At 60.1% G+C, this 15,749-nt stretch carries 16 protein-coding genes; 5 read left to right on the top strand and 11 right to left on the bottom strand.

Annotated features, from left to right (window positions below; genetic code table 11):
• Nucleotides 1–9 precede the first annotated feature (9 nt).
• Both lsrF and lsrG read left to right on the top strand, forming a co-directional pair.
• Nucleotides 10–897 carry a 3-hydroxy-5-phosphonooxypentane-2,4-dione thiolase gene (gene lsrF / locus KHQ26_RS14345; protein ID WP_002917724.1) on the top strand — a complete coding sequence of 296 codons (888 nt, stop codon included), beginning with the start codon at nucleotides 10–12 and terminating at the stop codon, nucleotides 895–897.
• A complete protein-coding gene (gene lsrG, locus KHQ26_RS14350; RefSeq protein ID WP_004181386.1) occupies nucleotides 894–1,190 on the top strand; it encodes a (4S)-4-hydroxy-5-phosphonooxypentane-2,3-dione isomerase in 297 nt (98 codons plus the stop codon). The genes lsrF and lsrG overlap by 4 nt, the downstream gene beginning before the upstream one ends.
• A gap of 46 nt (nucleotides 1,191–1,236) precedes the next feature.
• On the opposite strand, the gene ygjG is transcribed toward lsrG, so the two are convergent.
• On the bottom strand, nucleotides 1,237–2,616 hold the full coding sequence (gene ygjG / locus KHQ26_RS14355) for a putrescine aminotransferase (protein WP_021465185.1): 1,380 nt from the start codon (nucleotides 2,614–2,616) through the stop codon (nucleotides 1,237–1,239).
• Between the two features lie 257 nt (nucleotides 2,617–2,873).
• Nucleotides 2,874–3,428: a PadR family transcriptional regulator gene (locus tag KHQ26_RS14360; protein WP_002917718.1), complete on the bottom strand. Its 555-nt coding sequence runs from the start codon at nucleotides 3,426–3,428 to the stop codon at nucleotides 2,874–2,876.
• A 237-nt stretch (nucleotides 3,429–3,665) separates the two neighbouring features.
• Here KHQ26_RS14360 and KHQ26_RS14365 point away from each other — a divergent pair, with 237 nt between their 5' ends.
• On the top strand, nucleotides 3,666–4,442 hold the full coding sequence (locus tag KHQ26_RS14365; RefSeq protein WP_020803691.1) for a siderophore-interacting protein: 777 nt from the start codon (nucleotides 3,666–3,668) through the stop codon (nucleotides 4,440–4,442).
• Between the two features lie 155 nt (nucleotides 4,443–4,597).
• On the opposite strand, the gene KHQ26_RS14370 is transcribed toward KHQ26_RS14365, so the two are convergent.
• The 5 genes from KHQ26_RS14370 to KHQ26_RS14390 form a co-directional block, all read right to left on the bottom strand.
• The gene (locus KHQ26_RS14370) at nucleotides 4,598–6,247 is read right to left on the bottom strand and encodes a glycerone kinase (protein ID WP_020803714.1); all 1,650 of its coding nucleotides are present in this window, start codon (nucleotides 6,245–6,247) and stop codon (nucleotides 4,598–4,600) included.
• 75 nt (nucleotides 6,248–6,322) lie between these two features.
• A complete protein-coding gene (gene dhaM / locus KHQ26_RS14375) occupies nucleotides 6,323–7,744 on the bottom strand; it encodes a dihydroxyacetone kinase phosphoryl donor subunit DhaM (RefSeq protein ID WP_020803687.1) in 1,422 nt (473 codons plus the stop codon).
• 10 nt (nucleotides 7,745–7,754) lie between these two features.
• Nucleotides 7,755–8,387 (bottom strand): dihydroxyacetone kinase subunit DhaL, encoded by a 633-nt coding sequence (dhaL, locus tag KHQ26_RS14380; RefSeq protein WP_004181378.1) that lies wholly within the window; start codon nucleotides 8,385–8,387, stop codon nucleotides 7,755–7,757.
• A 10-nt stretch (nucleotides 8,388–8,397) separates the two neighbouring features.
• A complete protein-coding gene (dhaK, locus tag KHQ26_RS14385; RefSeq protein WP_002917682.1) occupies nucleotides 8,398–9,468 on the bottom strand; it encodes a dihydroxyacetone kinase subunit DhaK in 1,071 nt (356 codons plus the stop codon).
• Between the two features lie 155 nt (nucleotides 9,469–9,623).
• Entirely contained in the window at nucleotides 9,624–9,809 is a 186-nt protein-coding gene (locus KHQ26_RS14390; RefSeq protein ID WP_020803688.1) for a hypothetical protein, read from the bottom strand.
• 269 nt (nucleotides 9,810–10,078) lie between these two features.
• On the opposite strand from KHQ26_RS14390, the gene KHQ26_RS14395 reads away from it, so the two are divergent.
• Nucleotides 10,079–11,176 carry a glycerol dehydrogenase gene (locus KHQ26_RS14395; protein ID WP_002917681.1) on the top strand — a complete coding sequence of 366 codons (1,098 nt, stop codon included), beginning with the start codon at nucleotides 10,079–10,081 and terminating at the stop codon, nucleotides 11,174–11,176.
• A gap of 101 nt (nucleotides 11,177–11,277) precedes the next feature.
• Nucleotides 11,278–13,203, top strand: a complete 1,926-nt coding sequence (dhaR, locus tag KHQ26_RS14400) for a dihydroxyacetone kinase operon transcriptional regulator DhaR (protein ID WP_002917680.1) — start codon at nucleotides 11,278–11,280, stop codon at nucleotides 13,201–13,203.
• Here the strand turns inward: dhaR and KHQ26_RS14405 are convergent.
• The 4 genes from KHQ26_RS14405 to KHQ26_RS14420 are packed head-to-tail and all read right to left on the bottom strand — an operon-like array spanning nucleotide 13,181 to nucleotide 15,699.
• Nucleotides 13,181–13,711, bottom strand: a complete 531-nt coding sequence (locus KHQ26_RS14405; RefSeq protein WP_019704946.1) for a cob(I)yrinic acid a,c-diamide adenosyltransferase — start codon at nucleotides 13,709–13,711, stop codon at nucleotides 13,181–13,183. The genes dhaR and KHQ26_RS14405 overlap by 23 nt on opposite strands.
• Nucleotides 13,712–14,065, bottom strand: a complete 354-nt coding sequence (locus KHQ26_RS14410; protein ID WP_002917678.1) for a glycerol dehydratase reactivase beta/small subunit family protein — start codon at nucleotides 14,063–14,065, stop codon at nucleotides 13,712–13,714.
• 20 nt (nucleotides 14,066–14,085) lie between these two features.
• Nucleotides 14,086–15,249 (bottom strand): 1,3-propanediol dehydrogenase, encoded by a 1,164-nt coding sequence (dhaT, locus tag KHQ26_RS14415; RefSeq protein WP_020803713.1) that lies wholly within the window; start codon nucleotides 15,247–15,249, stop codon nucleotides 14,086–14,088.
• A 21-nt stretch (nucleotides 15,250–15,270) separates the two neighbouring features.
• The gene (locus KHQ26_RS14420; protein ID WP_025710565.1) at nucleotides 15,271–15,699 is read right to left on the bottom strand and encodes a GlcG/HbpS family heme-binding protein; all 429 of its coding nucleotides are present in this window, start codon (nucleotides 15,697–15,699) and stop codon (nucleotides 15,271–15,273) included.
• Nucleotides 15,700–15,749: the final 50 nt, after the last annotated feature.

The raw sequence follows: 15,749 nt of genomic DNA on the forward strand, positions 1-15,749 counted from the left end.
GAGGATGAGATGGCAGATTTAGACGATATCAAAGAGGGGAAGGACTTCGGCATCGACCGCCCGCAGCAGAATACGCTGTATACCCTGAAAGGCTGCGGCTCGCTGGATTGGGGCATGCAGTCGCGGCTGGCGCGCATTTTTAATCCGCACAGCAACCGCACGGTGATGCTGGCCTTCGATCACGGCTACTTCCAGGGGCCAACGACCGGGCTTGAGCGTATCGACCTGTCGATTGCGCCGCTGTTTGCCGACACCGACGTGCTGATGTGCACCCGCGGCGTACTGCGCAGCCAGGTACCGGCGGCCACCAATAAGCCGGTGGTGCTCCGCGCCTCCGGCGGCAATTCGATTTTGAGCGAACTCTCTAACGAATGCGTGGCGGTGGCGATGGAGGACGCGCTGCGGCTCAACGTATGCGCGGTGGCGGCGCAGGTCTATATCGGCAGCGAATACGAACATCAGTCGATCAATAACATCATCAAACTGGTGGACGCCGGCAATCGCTACGGTATGCCGGTCCTGGCGGTTACCGGCGTCGGCAAAGAGATGACCCGCGATGCGCGCTACTTCTCGCTGGCCAGCCGGATTGCCGCCGAAATGGGGGCGCAGTTTGTGAAGACCTATTTCGTTGAGGAAGGCTTTGAAAAAGTGACCGCCAGCTGTCCGGTGCCGATCGTTATCGCCGGCGGTAAAAAACTGCCGGAGCATGAGGCGCTGGAGATGTGCTGGCGGGCGATCGACCAGGGGGCTTCCGGGGTGGATATGGGGCGCAATATCTTCCAGTCCAGCGCCCCGCGCGCGATGCTGAAGGCGGTGAAAAAGGTGGTGCATGAGAATCTGAACGCGCGCGAAGCGTATCAGTTCTGGCAGGAAGAAAAACAGGGAGAGCTGAAATGAACGTCACGCTAGTGGAGATCAATATTAAACCCGAGCGGGTGGATGAGTTTCTCGAGGTGTTTCGCGCCAACCACGAGGGCGCGCTGCGGGAGCCAGGCAACCTGCGCTTTGATGTCCTGCAGGATCCCGAGGTGAAAACCCGCTTTTTTATCTACGAAGCCTATAAAGACGATGAGGCGGTGCTGGCGCATAAGAAGACGCCGCACTATTTAGCCTGCGTCGAAAAGCTGGAGGAGATGATGTCGCAGCCGCGGCAGAAGCGCAGCTTTATCGGCCTGTTACCGCAGGTGTGAGGGTTATCCTTCACCCTCTCAGAGGGAGAGGGTGAAGGACACTTTATTACGCTTCTTCGACCGAAACGCGCAGGGCCGCCAGCGCCTTGCGTGCCGCCTTCAGCACCTGCTCGCACTGCTCAAGGGTGAGCGTCAGCGGCGGTTCAATGCGGATCGTCTTGGCGTTGTTTAACGTCCCGGCGACCAGCACCCGCTGTCTGAACATCTCGCTGGCAAAGTCGTAGCCAATCTCGTTATCAACAAACTCGATAGCCATCAGCATGCCTTTCCCGCGCACTTCATTCACCAGGTCCGGATACTCCTGCGCCAGCAGGCGGAAACCGTCCAGCAGCATATCGCCTTTCTGCGCCGCCTGCGCCGGCAGGTTTTGCGTCAGCAGCACGTTGATCGTCGCCAGCGCCGCCGCACAGGCCAACGGGTTGCCGCCGAAGGTGGTGGTGTGCAGGAACGGGTTATCGAAGAGCACCGAGAAGACCTCTTCCGTCGCCACCGTCGCGCCGATCGGCATCACACCGCCGCCGAGCGCTTTCGCCAGACACAGAATGTCCGGCTGGACGTTCTCATGCTCGCAGGCGAACATCTTGCCGGTGCGGCCCATGCCGGTCTGCACTTCGTCGAGGATCAGCAATGCGCCAAACTCGTCGCACAGTTTACGCACCGCCGGTAAGTAACCCGCCGGCGGGAGGATCACGCCCCCTTCGCCCTGAATCGGCTCGAGGATCACCGCCGCGACGTCGTCGCCGGTTTTCTTGCACTCGCTCAGCATGGTGCGCATGGCGTTGATATCGCCGAACGGCACGTGGCGGAAGCCCGGCAGCAGCGGCATAAACGGCTTGCGGAAGGTCGACTTGGCGGTGGCCGACAGCGCGCCCAACGATTTACCGTGGAAGGCGCCGCTGGTGGCGATGAAGGTAAATTTACCGCGCGGCGACTGATAGGCTTTCGCCAGCTTGATGGCCGCCTCTACCGATTCGGTACCGCTGTTGCAGAAGAAACTGTACTTTAGTTTCCCGGGCGTTAAGGCTGCCAGGGTTTTCGCCAGCATCGCGCGTAGCGGGTCCAGCAGCTCCTGACTGTGAAGCGGTTGTTTCGCGAGTTGATTCTCGACGGCGGATACCACAACTGGATTACGGTGCCCTACATTGAAGATGCCAAACCCACCAAGGCAGTCGATAAACTCCTGTCCCTGGGTGTCGACAAGCGTATTTAACCCTCCCGCTTGCCACTCTACGGCTCCGTAATCCCCGCCGGCTGTGACCGATTTTCGATACTCTAAAAACCCCGGATTCACATGCTCTTTAAAGTATTCCCTGACCTCCTGGTTAAGTGCTTTCATTTCCTCATGATCAAGCGTGCGCTTTTCAATGAGATTCAGTGCGTGTGCGCTGCAGGCCAGAGCCGATGCGCTGGAAGGTAACCTGTTCAAAATGTGCTCCTGGGGCGGACGTATCACACGATACTGGATTAAGTATTGCAGGGATTACGCCAGTTCGGCAGAAGCGGTGAAAATCGGGATAAATGCAAAGTAAAAGACGAATTGTGTAAAATTTAATCTCATTGCGCCACTATTGGCACGTTTTATTCCTGAGCTGACGAGATTTTCTGCCTGGCGGCAATGGTCGGGGCGATCCGCCGTGGTGCGGGCTGCCCCAGCGCGGGGCAGCCGGTGGTGAAAAAAGAGGCTTAGTCGAGCTGAGAGATCTCCATCGCCGCCCGGTCAATAATGCCGATGATCTGCTTGAGCTGGGCGGCACTGCTGGCCTGCTGGTTCACTTTCAGGTCGAGGACCGCTTTGAAGTTTTCCAGCGCGCGCTTCATCTGCGGATCGCGGCGCAGCTCGCAGCCGACCATCCGCGCCTGCAGGCGCTCCTGGATATGGGCCAGGTGCTCCTGGTTTTCGGCGTGCAGCTGTTTTCCTTCCTCGCTGATAAGGATTTTCTTGCGTCCGTTGTCGTCTTCCACGCTGATAAGGCCCTGGTCCTGGAGCAGATCCAGCGTCGGATAGATCACCCCCGGGCTGGGGCTGTAGTTCCCCTGGGTAAGCGTTTCGATCTCTTTGATCAGCTCATAGCCATGGCTGGCGCTGCGGCTGAGGATATCCAGAATGATCAGCCGCAGTTCGCCGTGGCCAAAGAAACGCTGGCGACGTCCGCCGCCGCGGCGGCCATGGTCGCCGTGTTCGCTGGGATCACCGTGGCGCCCGCGTGGCCCACGCCCTTCTTCATGATGATGTCGCATGGTTACCTCCTGCTGTTTTTGATATATCTAATTTATATCTAAAAAATGAATGTTCGCAATGCTGGTTGCTATTTATTTTTTAAGATGTTGATATATATGTGATTGTTTTCTGGATGTGGATTTTGATGCGGTTTGTTTTGACTATATCAAAAAAAGACTTGCATTCTTTTTAGTTGGCAATCATTATCATTTGCATCAAGTTTAGATATATCTATTTACCGTTCACGAAGGCAATCGATGATGACAAAAACCAAAGCAGACAAGTACCCGCAGCGTGTCCGCAATGAGCTGCGTTTCCGTGAGCTGACGGTGCTGCGCGTGGAGCGCGCAGGCGCGGCGTTCCAGCGTATCGTGCTGGGAGGCGAGGCGCTGGAAGGCTTCGCCTCTCACGGCTTTGACGACCATACCAAGCTTTTTTTCCCCGAGCCGGGCGCGGCATTTACCCCGCCGCAGGTGACCGAGGAGGGGATTGACTGGGGGGAAGGCGTGCGGCCTGCCACCCGCGACTATACGCCGCTGTACGATGCCGAACGTCACGAGCTGGCTTACGATTTCTATATCCACGATGGCGGTATCGCCAGCCGTTGGGCGCTGGAAGCAAAAGTGGGCGATAAGCTGGTGATCGGCGGCCCGCGTGGCTCGCTGGTGGTGCCGGAAGATTATGCCTGGCAGCTGTATGTTTGCGATGAGTCCGGCATGCCGGCGCTGCGCCGTCGTCTGCTGGGATTACGCCAGCTGCCGGCGAGGCCGCAGGTGACGGCCATCGTTACTATCGCCGATGCGTCGTATAAAGATTATCTGGCGGATCTCGACGGCTTTAACATCGATTGGGTGGTGGGCCACAATCCGGCCTTCGTCGCCGAGCGTCTGGCGCAGGTGAAGGTGCCGGCGGAGGATTATTTTATCTGGCTGACCGGCGAAGGCGCGGTGGTGAAATCGCTGCTGGCGCGCTTTGAAGACGAGAGCATCGATCAGCAGCTGGTGCGTTCCCAGGCGTACTGGCACAGCAAGTAAAAAGCCATCGTGGTAAAACCCGGATAGCGGCGCGTCGCGCCTTATCCGGGCTACCGGCGGTGCCGTTTTTTGTCGGGTGGCGGCTTACGCCTTACCCGACCTGCTATTCGGCGGTGTTACGTCGCCCCGGTAAGCGTAGCGCCACCGGGGAAGGCTTAGCGTTCCGCCAGCGCCTTAAACACCATCGCCACCGCGTGGGCGCCGGGGTCCATGTTGCCGAGCAGGCTATCGCTGTTGAGATAGGACGCGCGTCCGGCGCCGGCTTTGCTTGACTGGCAGGTGCGATCCGCCCCGGCCTGCGCCGCGGCGAAAGCGGCCTGCAGATTCTCCGGTTCGGCCAGCAGCGCCGCCAGGGCCGGCTGCAGAGCGTCGATCATCGTCCGGTCTCCCTCATCGGCGCCGCCGTAAAACTTCATCTGTTCCAGACCGGCGTTCAGCGCCTCGGCCACGCTGGCGCCTTGCCCCAGCTTCTGCCCGGCAGCGGTGAAGAAGATAGACATCAATACCCCGCTGGAGCCGCCCATCACCACCGTCAGGCGTTCGCCGATCAGCGCGAAGAGCGTTGGCAGATCGTTCAGCGGCAGCTGCTGACGCTCGAGCCGCTCGGCAATCTCGCGCGCCCCGGCGGCGAAGGTGGAGCCGGTATCGCCGTCGCCTACTTTGGCATCCAGCGCGTTGAGATGTTCTTCAAGATCGATGAGGGCGCCGGTCACCTGCGCCACGTAATCGCCCACCTGTGGGTTGGCCGAGGGCGTAAAATCCACCCGGGCGCTGTCGAGGGTGGACGGCACGACGTTGATAGTCCGCGGCTGCACCGGCTTCTGCCAGCTGGCGGTTTCCACATCCGAAAGCAGCGCTTTCTCAATACTCTCCTCCAGCACGATGGCGGTCAGCGAGAAGCCTTTCATATCCAGCGCCGTCACCAGCGAGGCCGGGCCTATTAACCAGTCAATGCGCGCCTGCAGCGGGGTGTTGGCCAGCTCGCGGGTCAGAATCGCCATCTCAGCCACCGACACGCCGCCGAGGTTATTGAGCATCACCGCCAGGCGGCCGGTTTCCGGTAGGGCGGTGGTCAGTTTTTCCACCATCAGGTTAACGATCTCCGCACTGTTTTGCGTGGCGATCGTCGAGGCGCCCGGCTCACCGTGGATGCCCATTCCCAGCTCGGCGTGACCGGCCTGATGGCGCGGCGCGCTGTCGGCTTCCTGCGGCAGGTGGCAGCTGGCCAGCGCCACCCCGATGCTGGCGGTATGGCTGGCGGCGTATTGCGCTTCACGCAGGACGGTGGCGAGGTTGAAGCCGCGCTCGGCGAAATAGCCCGCCACTTTATGCACCAGAATGGTCCCGGCGATGCCGCGCGGCTGTTTGTTATCCGGCAGCGAAATATCGTCGCCGACGATCAGCATCTCCACGTTGTAGCCGAGTCGGCGCGCTTTCTCCGCCGCCAGACCGAAGTTAAGCCGATCGCCGGTGTAGTTTTTGACGATCAGCAGGCAGCCCGCCTCGCCGGTCACTGCCTGAATGGCGGTGAGCACCGCGTCGACGCTCGGCGAGGCGAACAGATCGCCGCAGACCGCGGCGGTCAGCATGCCTTTACCAATAAAGCCGACGTGCGCCGGTTCATGGCCGGCGCCGCCGCCGGAGATCACCGCCACGTTGTTTTTATTCAGATCGCGACGGACCACCACCCGGATCGCCGGGTCGCTCTCCAGACGGGCGAGGTTATTCCACGGGCTGGCGATAATGGTACCCTCAATCACATCGTTGACGAGGCTGGCGCGCTGGTTAAAAAAGAATTGAGACATAGTGGTTCCTGAAGAGTAAGCGAAAACTCACCCTCCGGAGGCAGGCCCCCGGAGCGGTAACGGTCAACGTGAATTTTAGTCACGGATAAGGCGCTGGTGGCGCATATCGAGCACGATAGTCTCGCCGGGCTGCACGCTGTTCAGCGCCTCGCCCTGCTGGCTCAGCCAGGCGATCCCCGCCGCGCGGGCGATAATCGCGCCGTGAGCCTGTTCGCTGCCATCGCGCAGGCACAGGCCTTTAACGAAGCTGGCATCCAGCTGTAAGACGGTTGAGGGATAAATGTTGTCGGCAATAATAATTGTTGGCTCGCCGGGCGTCGGCACTCTCTCCTGAACGCCCTGCAGATGGCGCAGGGTGCGCTGCAAAATATCTTCGATATCGATATAGCGCGCCTGCAGGTAGGGGTCATCCAGCTGGCGATACTGCTGGCTGAGCTCCATCAACACCTGATGCCATGCCCATTCCGCCGTGCATTGTTCGGTGAGCAGACGATCGTTGGCGGCATCAAACAGATCGTCATCGTCGAGCAGGGTGTGGTGCCCGGCGAAGATCGCCGCGATATCGGCGTGAAATTTATTTTCCGCCAGCTCGGTCAGGGCGATAAGATCCGCCAGCGTCTGGTCAATGGCCTGGCGCAGGCGCTGCTGCTCGCGGGCGGCATCGGCGGCAGCCGGGCGGAGCGGCTGGATCAGGGCCAGCGGATAGCGCAGGGCAGCGCCTTCGACGCGCTCGGGCGTTGCCGGAGCCGCTGCCGGTTGCGCCGCAGGCGATTCACCGAAGTTATCGGCGGCCAGCGCCTGAAACGCCGCCAGCGCCGCGTCGGCATCCGGACCGCGGGCCAGCAGGCGCAGCTTATCGTTGCGGCGGACCTGCAATAGCGCGATTTGGTTGAGGCTGTCCGGTTTGACGCACTTCCCGTTTTTCTCCAGCAGCAGATCGGCGTTAAAGCCCGCCAGCGCGGCGACCAGCTTCGACGCCGGACGCACGTGCAGGCCGTTATGATTGTTAATAATGACTGACACCGATTTTGTGTCGCCGTCGTCGGCAAGCATCGGCGCCGGCGCGGCGTCAGAAGTTGGCGAAGGTAAACCCAGCTGAACCCGCTTGGCCTCCAGGGCGCTCATGGCGTCGGCGATCACCTTGTCGATCCCGGCGCCGGAGGCAGCGCTGACGGTGGCCGCCAGCGTCCCTTCCACCAGCGGCGCGGCGCACAGTCGCACCTTCGCGGCAATCGCCGGATCGAGCAGATCGAGGGCGGTTTCGGCGCTGAGCAATGCGCTGCCGATATCCATCATCACCAGCACGTGATCGGTATCGGCCACGGATTCGATCGCCTCCATGACTTTAAACGGATCGGTGCCGATCGGGCTGTCGGGATCGTCGATCCCGGCGGCGATCGCCAGTTTGCAGCCATCGTTGATTAACATCTGCCGGGCCAGTTCTCCGACACCTTCGCCCAGCCGGGCGCTATGAGAAACAATAACCAGGTTTACCATCGCAATTTCCTTACTCTTTGGCGGCGGCGGCCAGCATCTGAACCATAAACAGCACCGAGGTCGCGCCGGGATCCTGATGTCCGATGCTGCGCTCGCCGAGATAGCTGGCGCGGCCTTTACGCGCCTGCATAGTGATGGTGGCGTGGGCCGCACGCTCGGCCACTTCGCAGGCGGCATCCAGCGCGGCGGCGATCGACAGGTGCTGCTCGCTGGACTGGCGCAGGGAGTCCACCACCGGCAGCCAGACGTCGCACATGGTTTTATCCCCTGGCTCCGCTTTGCCGCGGTTGACGACACCGTCCGCACCTTCGCGGATCATCAGGTACAGCTCGTCGAGCGTCAGGCTCTGGTGGGCCTGGGTCACCTGCGCGGCGCGAATGAAGAAGGTGCCGAACAGCGGGCCGCTGGCACCGCCGACGTTGGAGAGCAGCGTCATGCCGGTGTTTTTGAGGATAAAGCCAATATCTTTATCGGCAATCGACGGCAGCTTTTCGACCACTTTACTGAAACCGCGGTGCATATTGAGACCGTGGTCGGCGTCGCCAATCTCTTTATCGAGGCCGGTGAGAAAATCGCTCTCTTTGGTGAAAATATCGCCGCAGCGGTACAGCCAGTCGACGATTTGCGTTCTGTTCAGTGACATGTCGTGCTCCTTAGTTTCCCCAGTTCAGCGCCGGGGTGTGAACCGGGGCGTCCCATAGCGTCAGCGTCTCGTCATCCACTTTCAGCAGAGTGATGGAGAAGCCCGCCATATCCAGCGAAGTACAGTAGCTGCCGATGAGGTTGCGTTCGATGATGATGCCGGACGCTTCGCAGCGCTGGGCGAGGCGGTTATACACGCCATACAGTTCGGAAAGCGGAGTGGCGCCGAGGTTATTAACCAGCGCGATAACCCGGTCGCCGTTTTGCAGCGCGGTTTTGCTCTGCTGCACTTCCTGCCACGCGCCCTTGACGGTATCCCACTGGCGCAGCGTGCGGCTGTAAGCGCCGTTTTCCAGCAGGGTATCGAACATCTCATCGACGGTTTGGTCCAGCGAGCTGAAGCGGCGGCGGTCGATGCCCGGCTCGCCGTGAATGCCGACGCCGAACTCCATCTCGTCATCTTTCAGCGTAAAGGATGGCTGCCCGGCAGCCGGTACGGTGCAGGCGCCAAGGGCGATACCAATCGAGTGGCCGAGATTGTTCAGGCGGCGGCCCAGTTCAGCGCAGGCTTCCAGCGAGTCGCCGCGCTCGGCGGCGGCGCCGACCAGTTTTTCGATCAGTACGGTGTTGGCGACGCCGCGACGACCGGCGGTATAGAGGCTGTCTTTCACCGCCACGTCGTCGTCGACCACCACGGTGGTGACTTTAATGCCGCTCTCATGCAGCAGCTCGGTGGCGGTCTCAAAATTCAGGATGTCGCCGGTATAGTTTTTGATAATTAGCAAGACGCCTTCGCCGCCGTCAATTTGCATCGCGCATTCAAACATTTTGTCCGGCGTCGGCGAGGTGAAGATTTCCCCCGGACAGGCGCCGGAGAGCATGCCCTGGCCGATATAGCCGCAGTGCATCGGTTCATGTCCGCTGCCGCCGCCGGAGAGCAGGGCCACCTTGCCAGCCACCGGCGCGTCGGTGCGGGTCACATACAGCGGGTCCTGATGCAGGGTCAGCTGCGGATGGGCTTTAGCCAGCCCCTGTAATTGTTCATTCAGTACATCTTCAACACGGTTAATCAGCTTTTTCATTATTCAGTGCTCCGTTGGAGAAGGTTCGATGCCGCCTCTCTGCTGGCGGAGGCGGTCATCGCGTAGGGGTATCGTCTGACGGTGGAGCGTGCCTGGCGATATGATGATTCTGGCTGAGCGGACGAAAAAAAGAATGCCCCGACGATCGGGTTTCATTACGAAACATTGCCTCCTTGTTTTGTTTCTTTATGGAACGTTTTTGCTGAGGATATGGTGAAAATGCGAGCTGGCGCGCTTTTTTTCTTCTGCCATAAGCGGCGGTCAGGATAGCTGGCGAAGCGGGTGGAAAAAAATTTTTTGCTGATTTTCTGCCGACTGCGGGAGAAAAGGCGGTCAAACACGGAGGATTGTAAGGGCATTATGCGGCAAAGGAGCGGATCGGGATCGCAATCCTGACAGAGACTAGGGTTTTTTGTTCCAATATGGAACGTAAAAAATTAACCTGTGTTTCATATCAGAACAAAAAGGCGAAAGATTTTTTTGTTCCCTGCCGGCCCTACAGTGATCGCACTGCTCCGGTACGCTCCGTTCAGGCCGCGCTTCACTGGCCGGCGCGGATAACGCCAGGGCTCATCATGTCTACATGCGCACTTATTTGAGGGTGAAAGGAATGCTAAAAGTTATTCAATCTCCAGCCAAATATCTTCAGGGTCCTGATGCTGCTGTTCTGTTCGGTCAATATGCCAAAAACCTGGCGGAGAGCTTCTTCGTCATCGCCGACGATTTCGTAATGAAGCTGGCGGGAGAGAAAGTGGTGAATGGCCTGCAGAGCCACGATATTCGCTGCCATGCGGAACGGTTTAACGGCGAATGCAGCCATGCGGAAATCAACCGTCTGATGGCGATTTTGCAAAAACAGGGCTGCCGCGGCGTGGTCGGGATCGGCGGTGGTAAAACCCTCGATACCGCGAAGGCGATCGGTTACTACCAGAAGCTGCCGGTGGTGGTGATCCCGACCATCGCCTCGACCGATGCGCCGACCAGCGCGCTGTCGGTGATCTACACCGAAGCGGGCGAGTTTGAAGAGTATCTGATCTATCCGAAAAACCCGGATATGGTGGTGATGGACACGGCGATTATCGCCAAAGCGCCGGTACGCCTGCTGGTCTCCGGCATGGGCGATGCGCTCTCCACCTGGTTCGAGGCCAAAGCTTGCTACGATGCGCGCGCCACCAGCATGGCCGGAGGACAGTCCACCGAGGCGGCGTTGAGCCTCGCCCGCCTGTGCTATGATACGCTGCTGGCGGAGGGCGAAAAGGCCCGTCTGGCGGCGCAGGCCGGGGTAGTGACCGAAGCGCTGGAGCGCATCATCGAGGCGAACACTTATCTCAGCGGCATTGGCTTTGAAAGCAGTGGCCTGGCCGCCGCCCACGCAATCCACAACGGTTTCACCATTCTTGAAGAGTGCCACCATCTGTATCACGGTGAGAAAGTGGCCTTCGGTACCCTGGCGCAGCTGGTGCTGCAGAACAGCCCGATGGACGAGATTGAAACGGTGCTGGGCTTCTGCCAGCGCGTCGGCCTGCCGGTGACGCTCGCGCAGATGGGCGTCAAAGAGGGGATCGACGAGAAAATCGCCGCGGTGGCGAAAGCCACCTGCGCGGAAGGGGAAACCATCCACAATATGCCGTTTGCGGTGACCCCGGAGAGCGTCCATGCCGCTATCCTCACCGCCGATCTGTTAGGCCAGCAGTGGCTGGCGCGTTAATTCGCGGTGGCTAAACCGCTGGCCCAGGTCAGCGGTTTTTCTTTCTCCCCTCCGGCAGTCGCTGCCGGAGGGGTTCTCTATGGTACAACGCGGAAAAGGATATGACTGTTCAGACTCAGGATACCGGGAAGGCGGTCTCTTCCGTCATCGCCCAGTCATGGCACCGCTGCAGCAAGTTTATGCAGCGCGAAACCTGGCAAACGCCGCACCAGGCCCAGGGCCTGACCTTCGACTCGATCTGTCGGCGTAAAACCGCGCTGCTGACCATCGGTCAGGCGGCGCTGGAAGACGCCTGGGAGTTTATGGACGGTCGCCCCTGCGCGCTGTTTATTCTTGATGAGTCTGCCTGCATCCTCAGCCGTTGCGGCGAGCCGCAAACCCTGGCCCAGCTGGCTGCCCTGGGATTTCGCGACGGCAGCTACTGCGCGGAGAGCATTATCGGCACCTGCGCGCTGTCGCTGGCCGCGATGCAGGGCCAGCCGATCAACACCGCCGGCGATCGGCATTTTAAGCAGGCGCTACAGCCATGGAGTTTTTGCTCGACGCCGGTGTTTGATAACCACGGGCGGCTGTTCGGCTCTATCTCGCTTTGCTGTCTGGTCGAGCACCAGTCCAGCGCCGACCTCTCCCTGACGCTGGCCATCGCCCGCGAGGTGGGTAACTCCCTGCTTACCGACAGCCTGCTGGCGGAATCCAACCGTCACCTTAATCAGATGTACGGCCTGCTGGAGAGCATGGACGATGGGGTGATGGCGTGGAACGAACAGGGCGTGCTGCAGTTTCTCAATGTTCAGGCGGCGAGACTGTTGCATCTTGATGCTCAGGCCAGCCAGGGGAAAAATATCGCCGATCTGGTGACCCTCCCGGCGCTGCTGCGCCGCGCCATCAAACACGCCCGCGGCCTGAATCACGTCGAAGTCACCTTTGAAAGTCAGCATCAGTTTGTCGACGCGGTGATCACCTTAAAACCGATTGTCGAGGCGCAAGGCAACAGCTTTATTCTGCTGCTGCATCCGGTGGAGCAGATGCGGCAGCTGATGACCAGCCAGCTCGGTAAAGTCAGCCACACCTTTGAACAGATGTCTGCTGACGATCCGGAAACCCGGCGCCTGATCCACTTTGGCCGCCAGGCGGCGCGCGGCGGCTTCCCGGTGCTGCTGTGCGGCGAAGAGGGGGTTGGGAAAGAGCTGCTGAGCCAGGCTATCCACAATGAAAGCGAACGGGCGGGCGGCCCCTATATCGCCGTCAACTGCCAGCTGTATGCCGACAGCGTGCTGGGCCAGGACTTTATGGGCAGCGCCCCTACCGACGATGAGAATGGCCGCCTGAGCCGCCTTGAGCTGGCCAACGGCGGCACTTTGTTTCTGGAAAAGATCGAGTATCTGGCGCCGGAGCTGCAGTCGGCTCTGCTGCAGGTGATTAAGCAGGGCGTGCTCACCCGCCTCGACGCCCGGCGCCTGATCCCGGTGGATGTGAAGGTGATTGCCACCACCACCGTCGATCTCGCCAACCTGGTGGAGCAGAACCGCTTTAGCCGCCAGCTGTACTATGCGCTGCACTCCTTTGAAATCGTCATCCCGCCGCTGCGCGCCCGACGCAACAGTATTCCGTCGCTGGTACATAACCGGCTGAAGAGCCTGGAGAAGCGTTTCTCTTCGCGGCTGAAAGTGGACGATGACGCGCTGGCGCAGCTGGTGGCCTACTCGTGGCCGGGGAATGATTTTGAGCTCAATAGCGTCATTGAGAATATCGCCATCAGCAGCGACAACGGCCACATTCGCCTGAGTAATCTGCCGGAATATCTCTTTTCCGAGCGGCCGGGCGGGGATAGCGCGTCATCGCTGCTGCCGGCCAGCCTGACTTTTAGCGCCATCGAAAAGGAAGCTATTATTCACGCCGCCCGGGTGACCAGCGGGCGGGTGCAGGAGATGTCGCAGCTGCTCAATATCGGCCGCACCACCCTGTGGCGCAAAATGAAGCAGTACGATATTGACGCCAGCCAGTTCAAGCGCAAGCATCAGGCCTAGTCTCCTCGATACGCGCCATGGAGAACAGGGCATCCGACAGGCGATTGCTGTAGCGTTTGAGCGCGTCGCGCAGCGGATGCGCGCGGTCCATGGCCGTCAGCAGGCGTTCGAGCCGACGGGACTGGGTGCGCGCCACGTGCAGTTGGGCAGAGGCGAGATTCTTTCCCGGGATCACGAACTGTTTTAACGGGCCGCTCTCGGCCATATTGCGGTCGATAAGCCGCTCCAGGGCGGTGATCTCCTCTTCGCCGATCGTCTGGCTCAGGCGGGTCAGGCCCCGCGCATCGCTGGCCAGTTCAGCCCCCAGCACGAACAGCGTCTGCTGAATATGGTGCAGGCTTTCCCGCAGCCCGGCGTCGCGGGTCGTGGCGTAGCAGACGCCCAGCTGGGATATCAGTTCATCGACGGTGCCGTAGGCCTCGACGCGAATATGGTCTTTCTCGATGCGGCTGCCGCCGTACAGGGCGGTGGTGCCTTTATCCCCGGTGCGGGTATAGATACGATACATTCAGTTTCTCTCACTTAACGGCAGGACTTTAACCAGCTGCCCGGCGTTGGCGCCGAGCGTACGCAGATGATCGTCGCTATCGGTGACGTGTCCGGTAGCCAGCGGCGCGTCCGCCGGCAGCTGGGCATGAGTGAGGGCTATCTCGCCGGACGCGCTGAGCCCGATACCCACCCGCAGGGGCGAGCTTCTGGCCGCCAGGGCGCCCAGCGCAGCGGCGTCACCGCCTCCGTCATAGGTTATGGTCTGGCAGGGGACCCCCTGCTCCTCCAGCCCCCAGCACAGCTCATTGATGGCGCCGGCATGGTGCCCGCGCGGATCGTAAAACAGGCGTACGCCTGGCGGTGAAAGCGACATGACGGTCCCCTCGTTATCACTCAGAATGCCTGGCGGAAAATCGCGGCAATCTCCTGCTCGTTGCCTTTACGCGGGTTCGAGAACGCATTGCCGTCTTTCAGAGCCATCTCCGCCATGTAGGGGAAGTCGGCCTCTTTTACTCCCAGATCGCGCAGATGCTGCGGAATACCGATATCCATCGACAGACGCGTGATAGCGGCGATGGCTTTTTCCGCTGCGTCGAGGGTGGACAGTCCGGTGATATTTTCGCCCATCAGTTCAGCGATATCGGCGAATTTCTCCGGGTTGGCGATCAGGTTGTAGCGGGCCACATGCGGCAGCAGGACAGCGTTGGCCACGCCGTGCGGCATGTCGTACAGGCCGCCCAGCTGGTGCGCCATGGCGTGCACGTAGCCGAGGTTGGCGTTATTGAAGGCCATCCCGGCCAGCAGAGAGGCGTAGGCCATGTTTTCCCGCGCCTGCAGATTGCTGCCGAGGGCCACAGCCTGGCGCAGGTTGCGGGCGATGAGGCGGATCGCCTGCATGGCGGCGGCGTCCGTCACCGGGTTAGCGTCTTTGGAGATATAGGCCTCTACGGCGTGGGTCAGGGCATCCATCCCGGTCGCCGCGGTCAGGGCGGCCGGTTTACCGATCATCAGCAGCGGATCGTTAATGGAGACCGACGGCAGGTTGCGCCAGCTGACGATCACAAACTTCACTTTGGTTTCGGTGTTGGTCAGGACGCAGTGGCGGGTGACCTCGCTGGCGGTGCCGGCGGTGGTGTTGACGGCGACGATGGGCGGCAGCGGGTTGGTCAGGGTCTCGATGCCGGCATACTGGTACAGATCGCCCTCATGGGTGGCTGCAATACCGATGCCTTTGCCGCAGTCGTGCGGGCTGCCGCCGCCCACGGTGACGATGATGTCGCACTGTTCGCGGCGAAACACGGCGAGGCCGTCGCGCACGTTGGTGTCTTTTGGGTTCGGCTCGACGTCGTCAAAGATCGCTACCTCGATCCCTGCCTCCCGCAGATAATGCAGGGTTTTATCCACCGCGCCATCTTTAATTGCCCGTAGGCCTTTGTCGGTGACCAGCAGGGCTTTCTTTCCTCCCAGCAGCTGGCAGCGTTCGCCGACTACGGAAATGGCGTTGGGGCCAAAAAAGTTAACGTTTGGCACCAGATAATCAAACATACGATAGCTCATAATATACCTTCTCGCTTCAGGTTATAATGCGGAAAAACAATCCAGGGCGCACTGGGCTAATAATTGATCCTGCTCGACCGTACCGCCGCTAACGCCAACGGCGCCAATTACCTGCTCATTAAAAATAACTGGCAGGCCGCCGCCAAAAATAATAATTCGCTGTTGGTTGGTTAGCTGTAGACCATACAGAGATTGTCCCGGCTGGACCGCTGACGTAATTTCATGGGTACCTTGTTTTAGACTACAGGCGCTCCAGGCTTTATTCAGAGAAATATCGCAGCTGGAGACGAAGGCCTCGTCCATCCGCTGGATAAGCAGCGTATTGCCCCCGCGGTCGACCACGGAAAATACCACCGGAACGTTGATCTCATTAGCTTTTTGTTGCACCGCTGCCGCCATTTTCTGGGCGGCGGCCAGGGTGATTGTCTGAACTTGTTGACTCTTGTTCATCATGCTCTCCCACACCAGGATAATGCTGGTGCGAATAGTCAGTATGGGGT

It is taken from the genome of Klebsiella sp. 10 (assembly GCF_018223925.1).
Lineage (GTDB): Bacteria > Pseudomonadota > Gammaproteobacteria > Enterobacterales > Enterobacteriaceae > Klebsiella > Klebsiella pneumoniae.

Bases quoted from the DNA above. Each gene is read 5' to 3' on its own strand.
- lsrF (WP_002917724.1), top strand. From the start codon at position 10: ATGGCAGATTTAGACGATATCAAAGAGGGGAAGGACTTCGGCATCGAC.
- lsrG (WP_004181386.1), top strand. From the start codon at position 894: ATGAACGTCACGCTAGTGGAGATCAATATTAAACCCGAGCGGGTGGAT.
- KHQ26_RS14360 (WP_002917718.1), bottom strand. From the start codon at position 3,428: ATGCGACATCATCATGAAGAAGGGCGTGGGCCACGCGGGCGCCACGGT.
- KHQ26_RS14365 (WP_020803691.1), top strand. From the start codon at position 3,666: ATGATGACAAAAACCAAAGCAGACAAGTACCCGCAGCGTGTCCGCAAT.
- KHQ26_RS14370 (WP_020803714.1), bottom strand. From the start codon at position 6,247: ATGTCTCAATTCTTTTTTAACCAGCGCGCCAGCCTCGTCAACGATGTG.
- dhaM (WP_020803687.1), bottom strand. From the start codon at position 7,744: ATGGTAAACCTGGTTATTGTTTCTCATAGCGCCCGGCTGGGCGAAGGT.
- dhaL (WP_004181378.1), bottom strand. From the start codon at position 8,387: ATGTCACTGAACAGAACGCAAATCGTCGACTGGCTGTACCGCTGCGGC.
- dhaK (WP_002917682.1), bottom strand. From the start codon at position 9,468: ATGAAAAAGCTGATTAACCGTGTTGAAGATGTACTGAATGAACAATTA.
- KHQ26_RS14395 (WP_002917681.1), top strand. From the start codon at position 10,079: ATGCTAAAAGTTATTCAATCTCCAGCCAAATATCTTCAGGGTCCTGAT.
- dhaR (WP_002917680.1), top strand. From the start codon at position 11,278: ATGACTGTTCAGACTCAGGATACCGGGAAGGCGGTCTCTTCCGTCATC.
- KHQ26_RS14405 (WP_019704946.1), bottom strand. From the start codon at position 13,711: ATGTATCGTATCTATACCCGCACCGGGGATAAAGGCACCACCGCCCTG.
- KHQ26_RS14410 (WP_002917678.1), bottom strand. From the start codon at position 14,065: ATGTCGCTTTCACCGCCAGGCGTACGCCTGTTTTACGATCCGCGCGGG.
- dhaT (WP_020803713.1), bottom strand. From the start codon at position 15,249: ATGAGCTATCGTATGTTTGATTATCTGGTGCCAAACGTTAACTTTTTT.
- KHQ26_RS14420 (WP_025710565.1), bottom strand. From the start codon at position 15,699: ATGAACAAGAGTCAACAAGTTCAGACAATCACCCTGGCCGCCGCCCAG.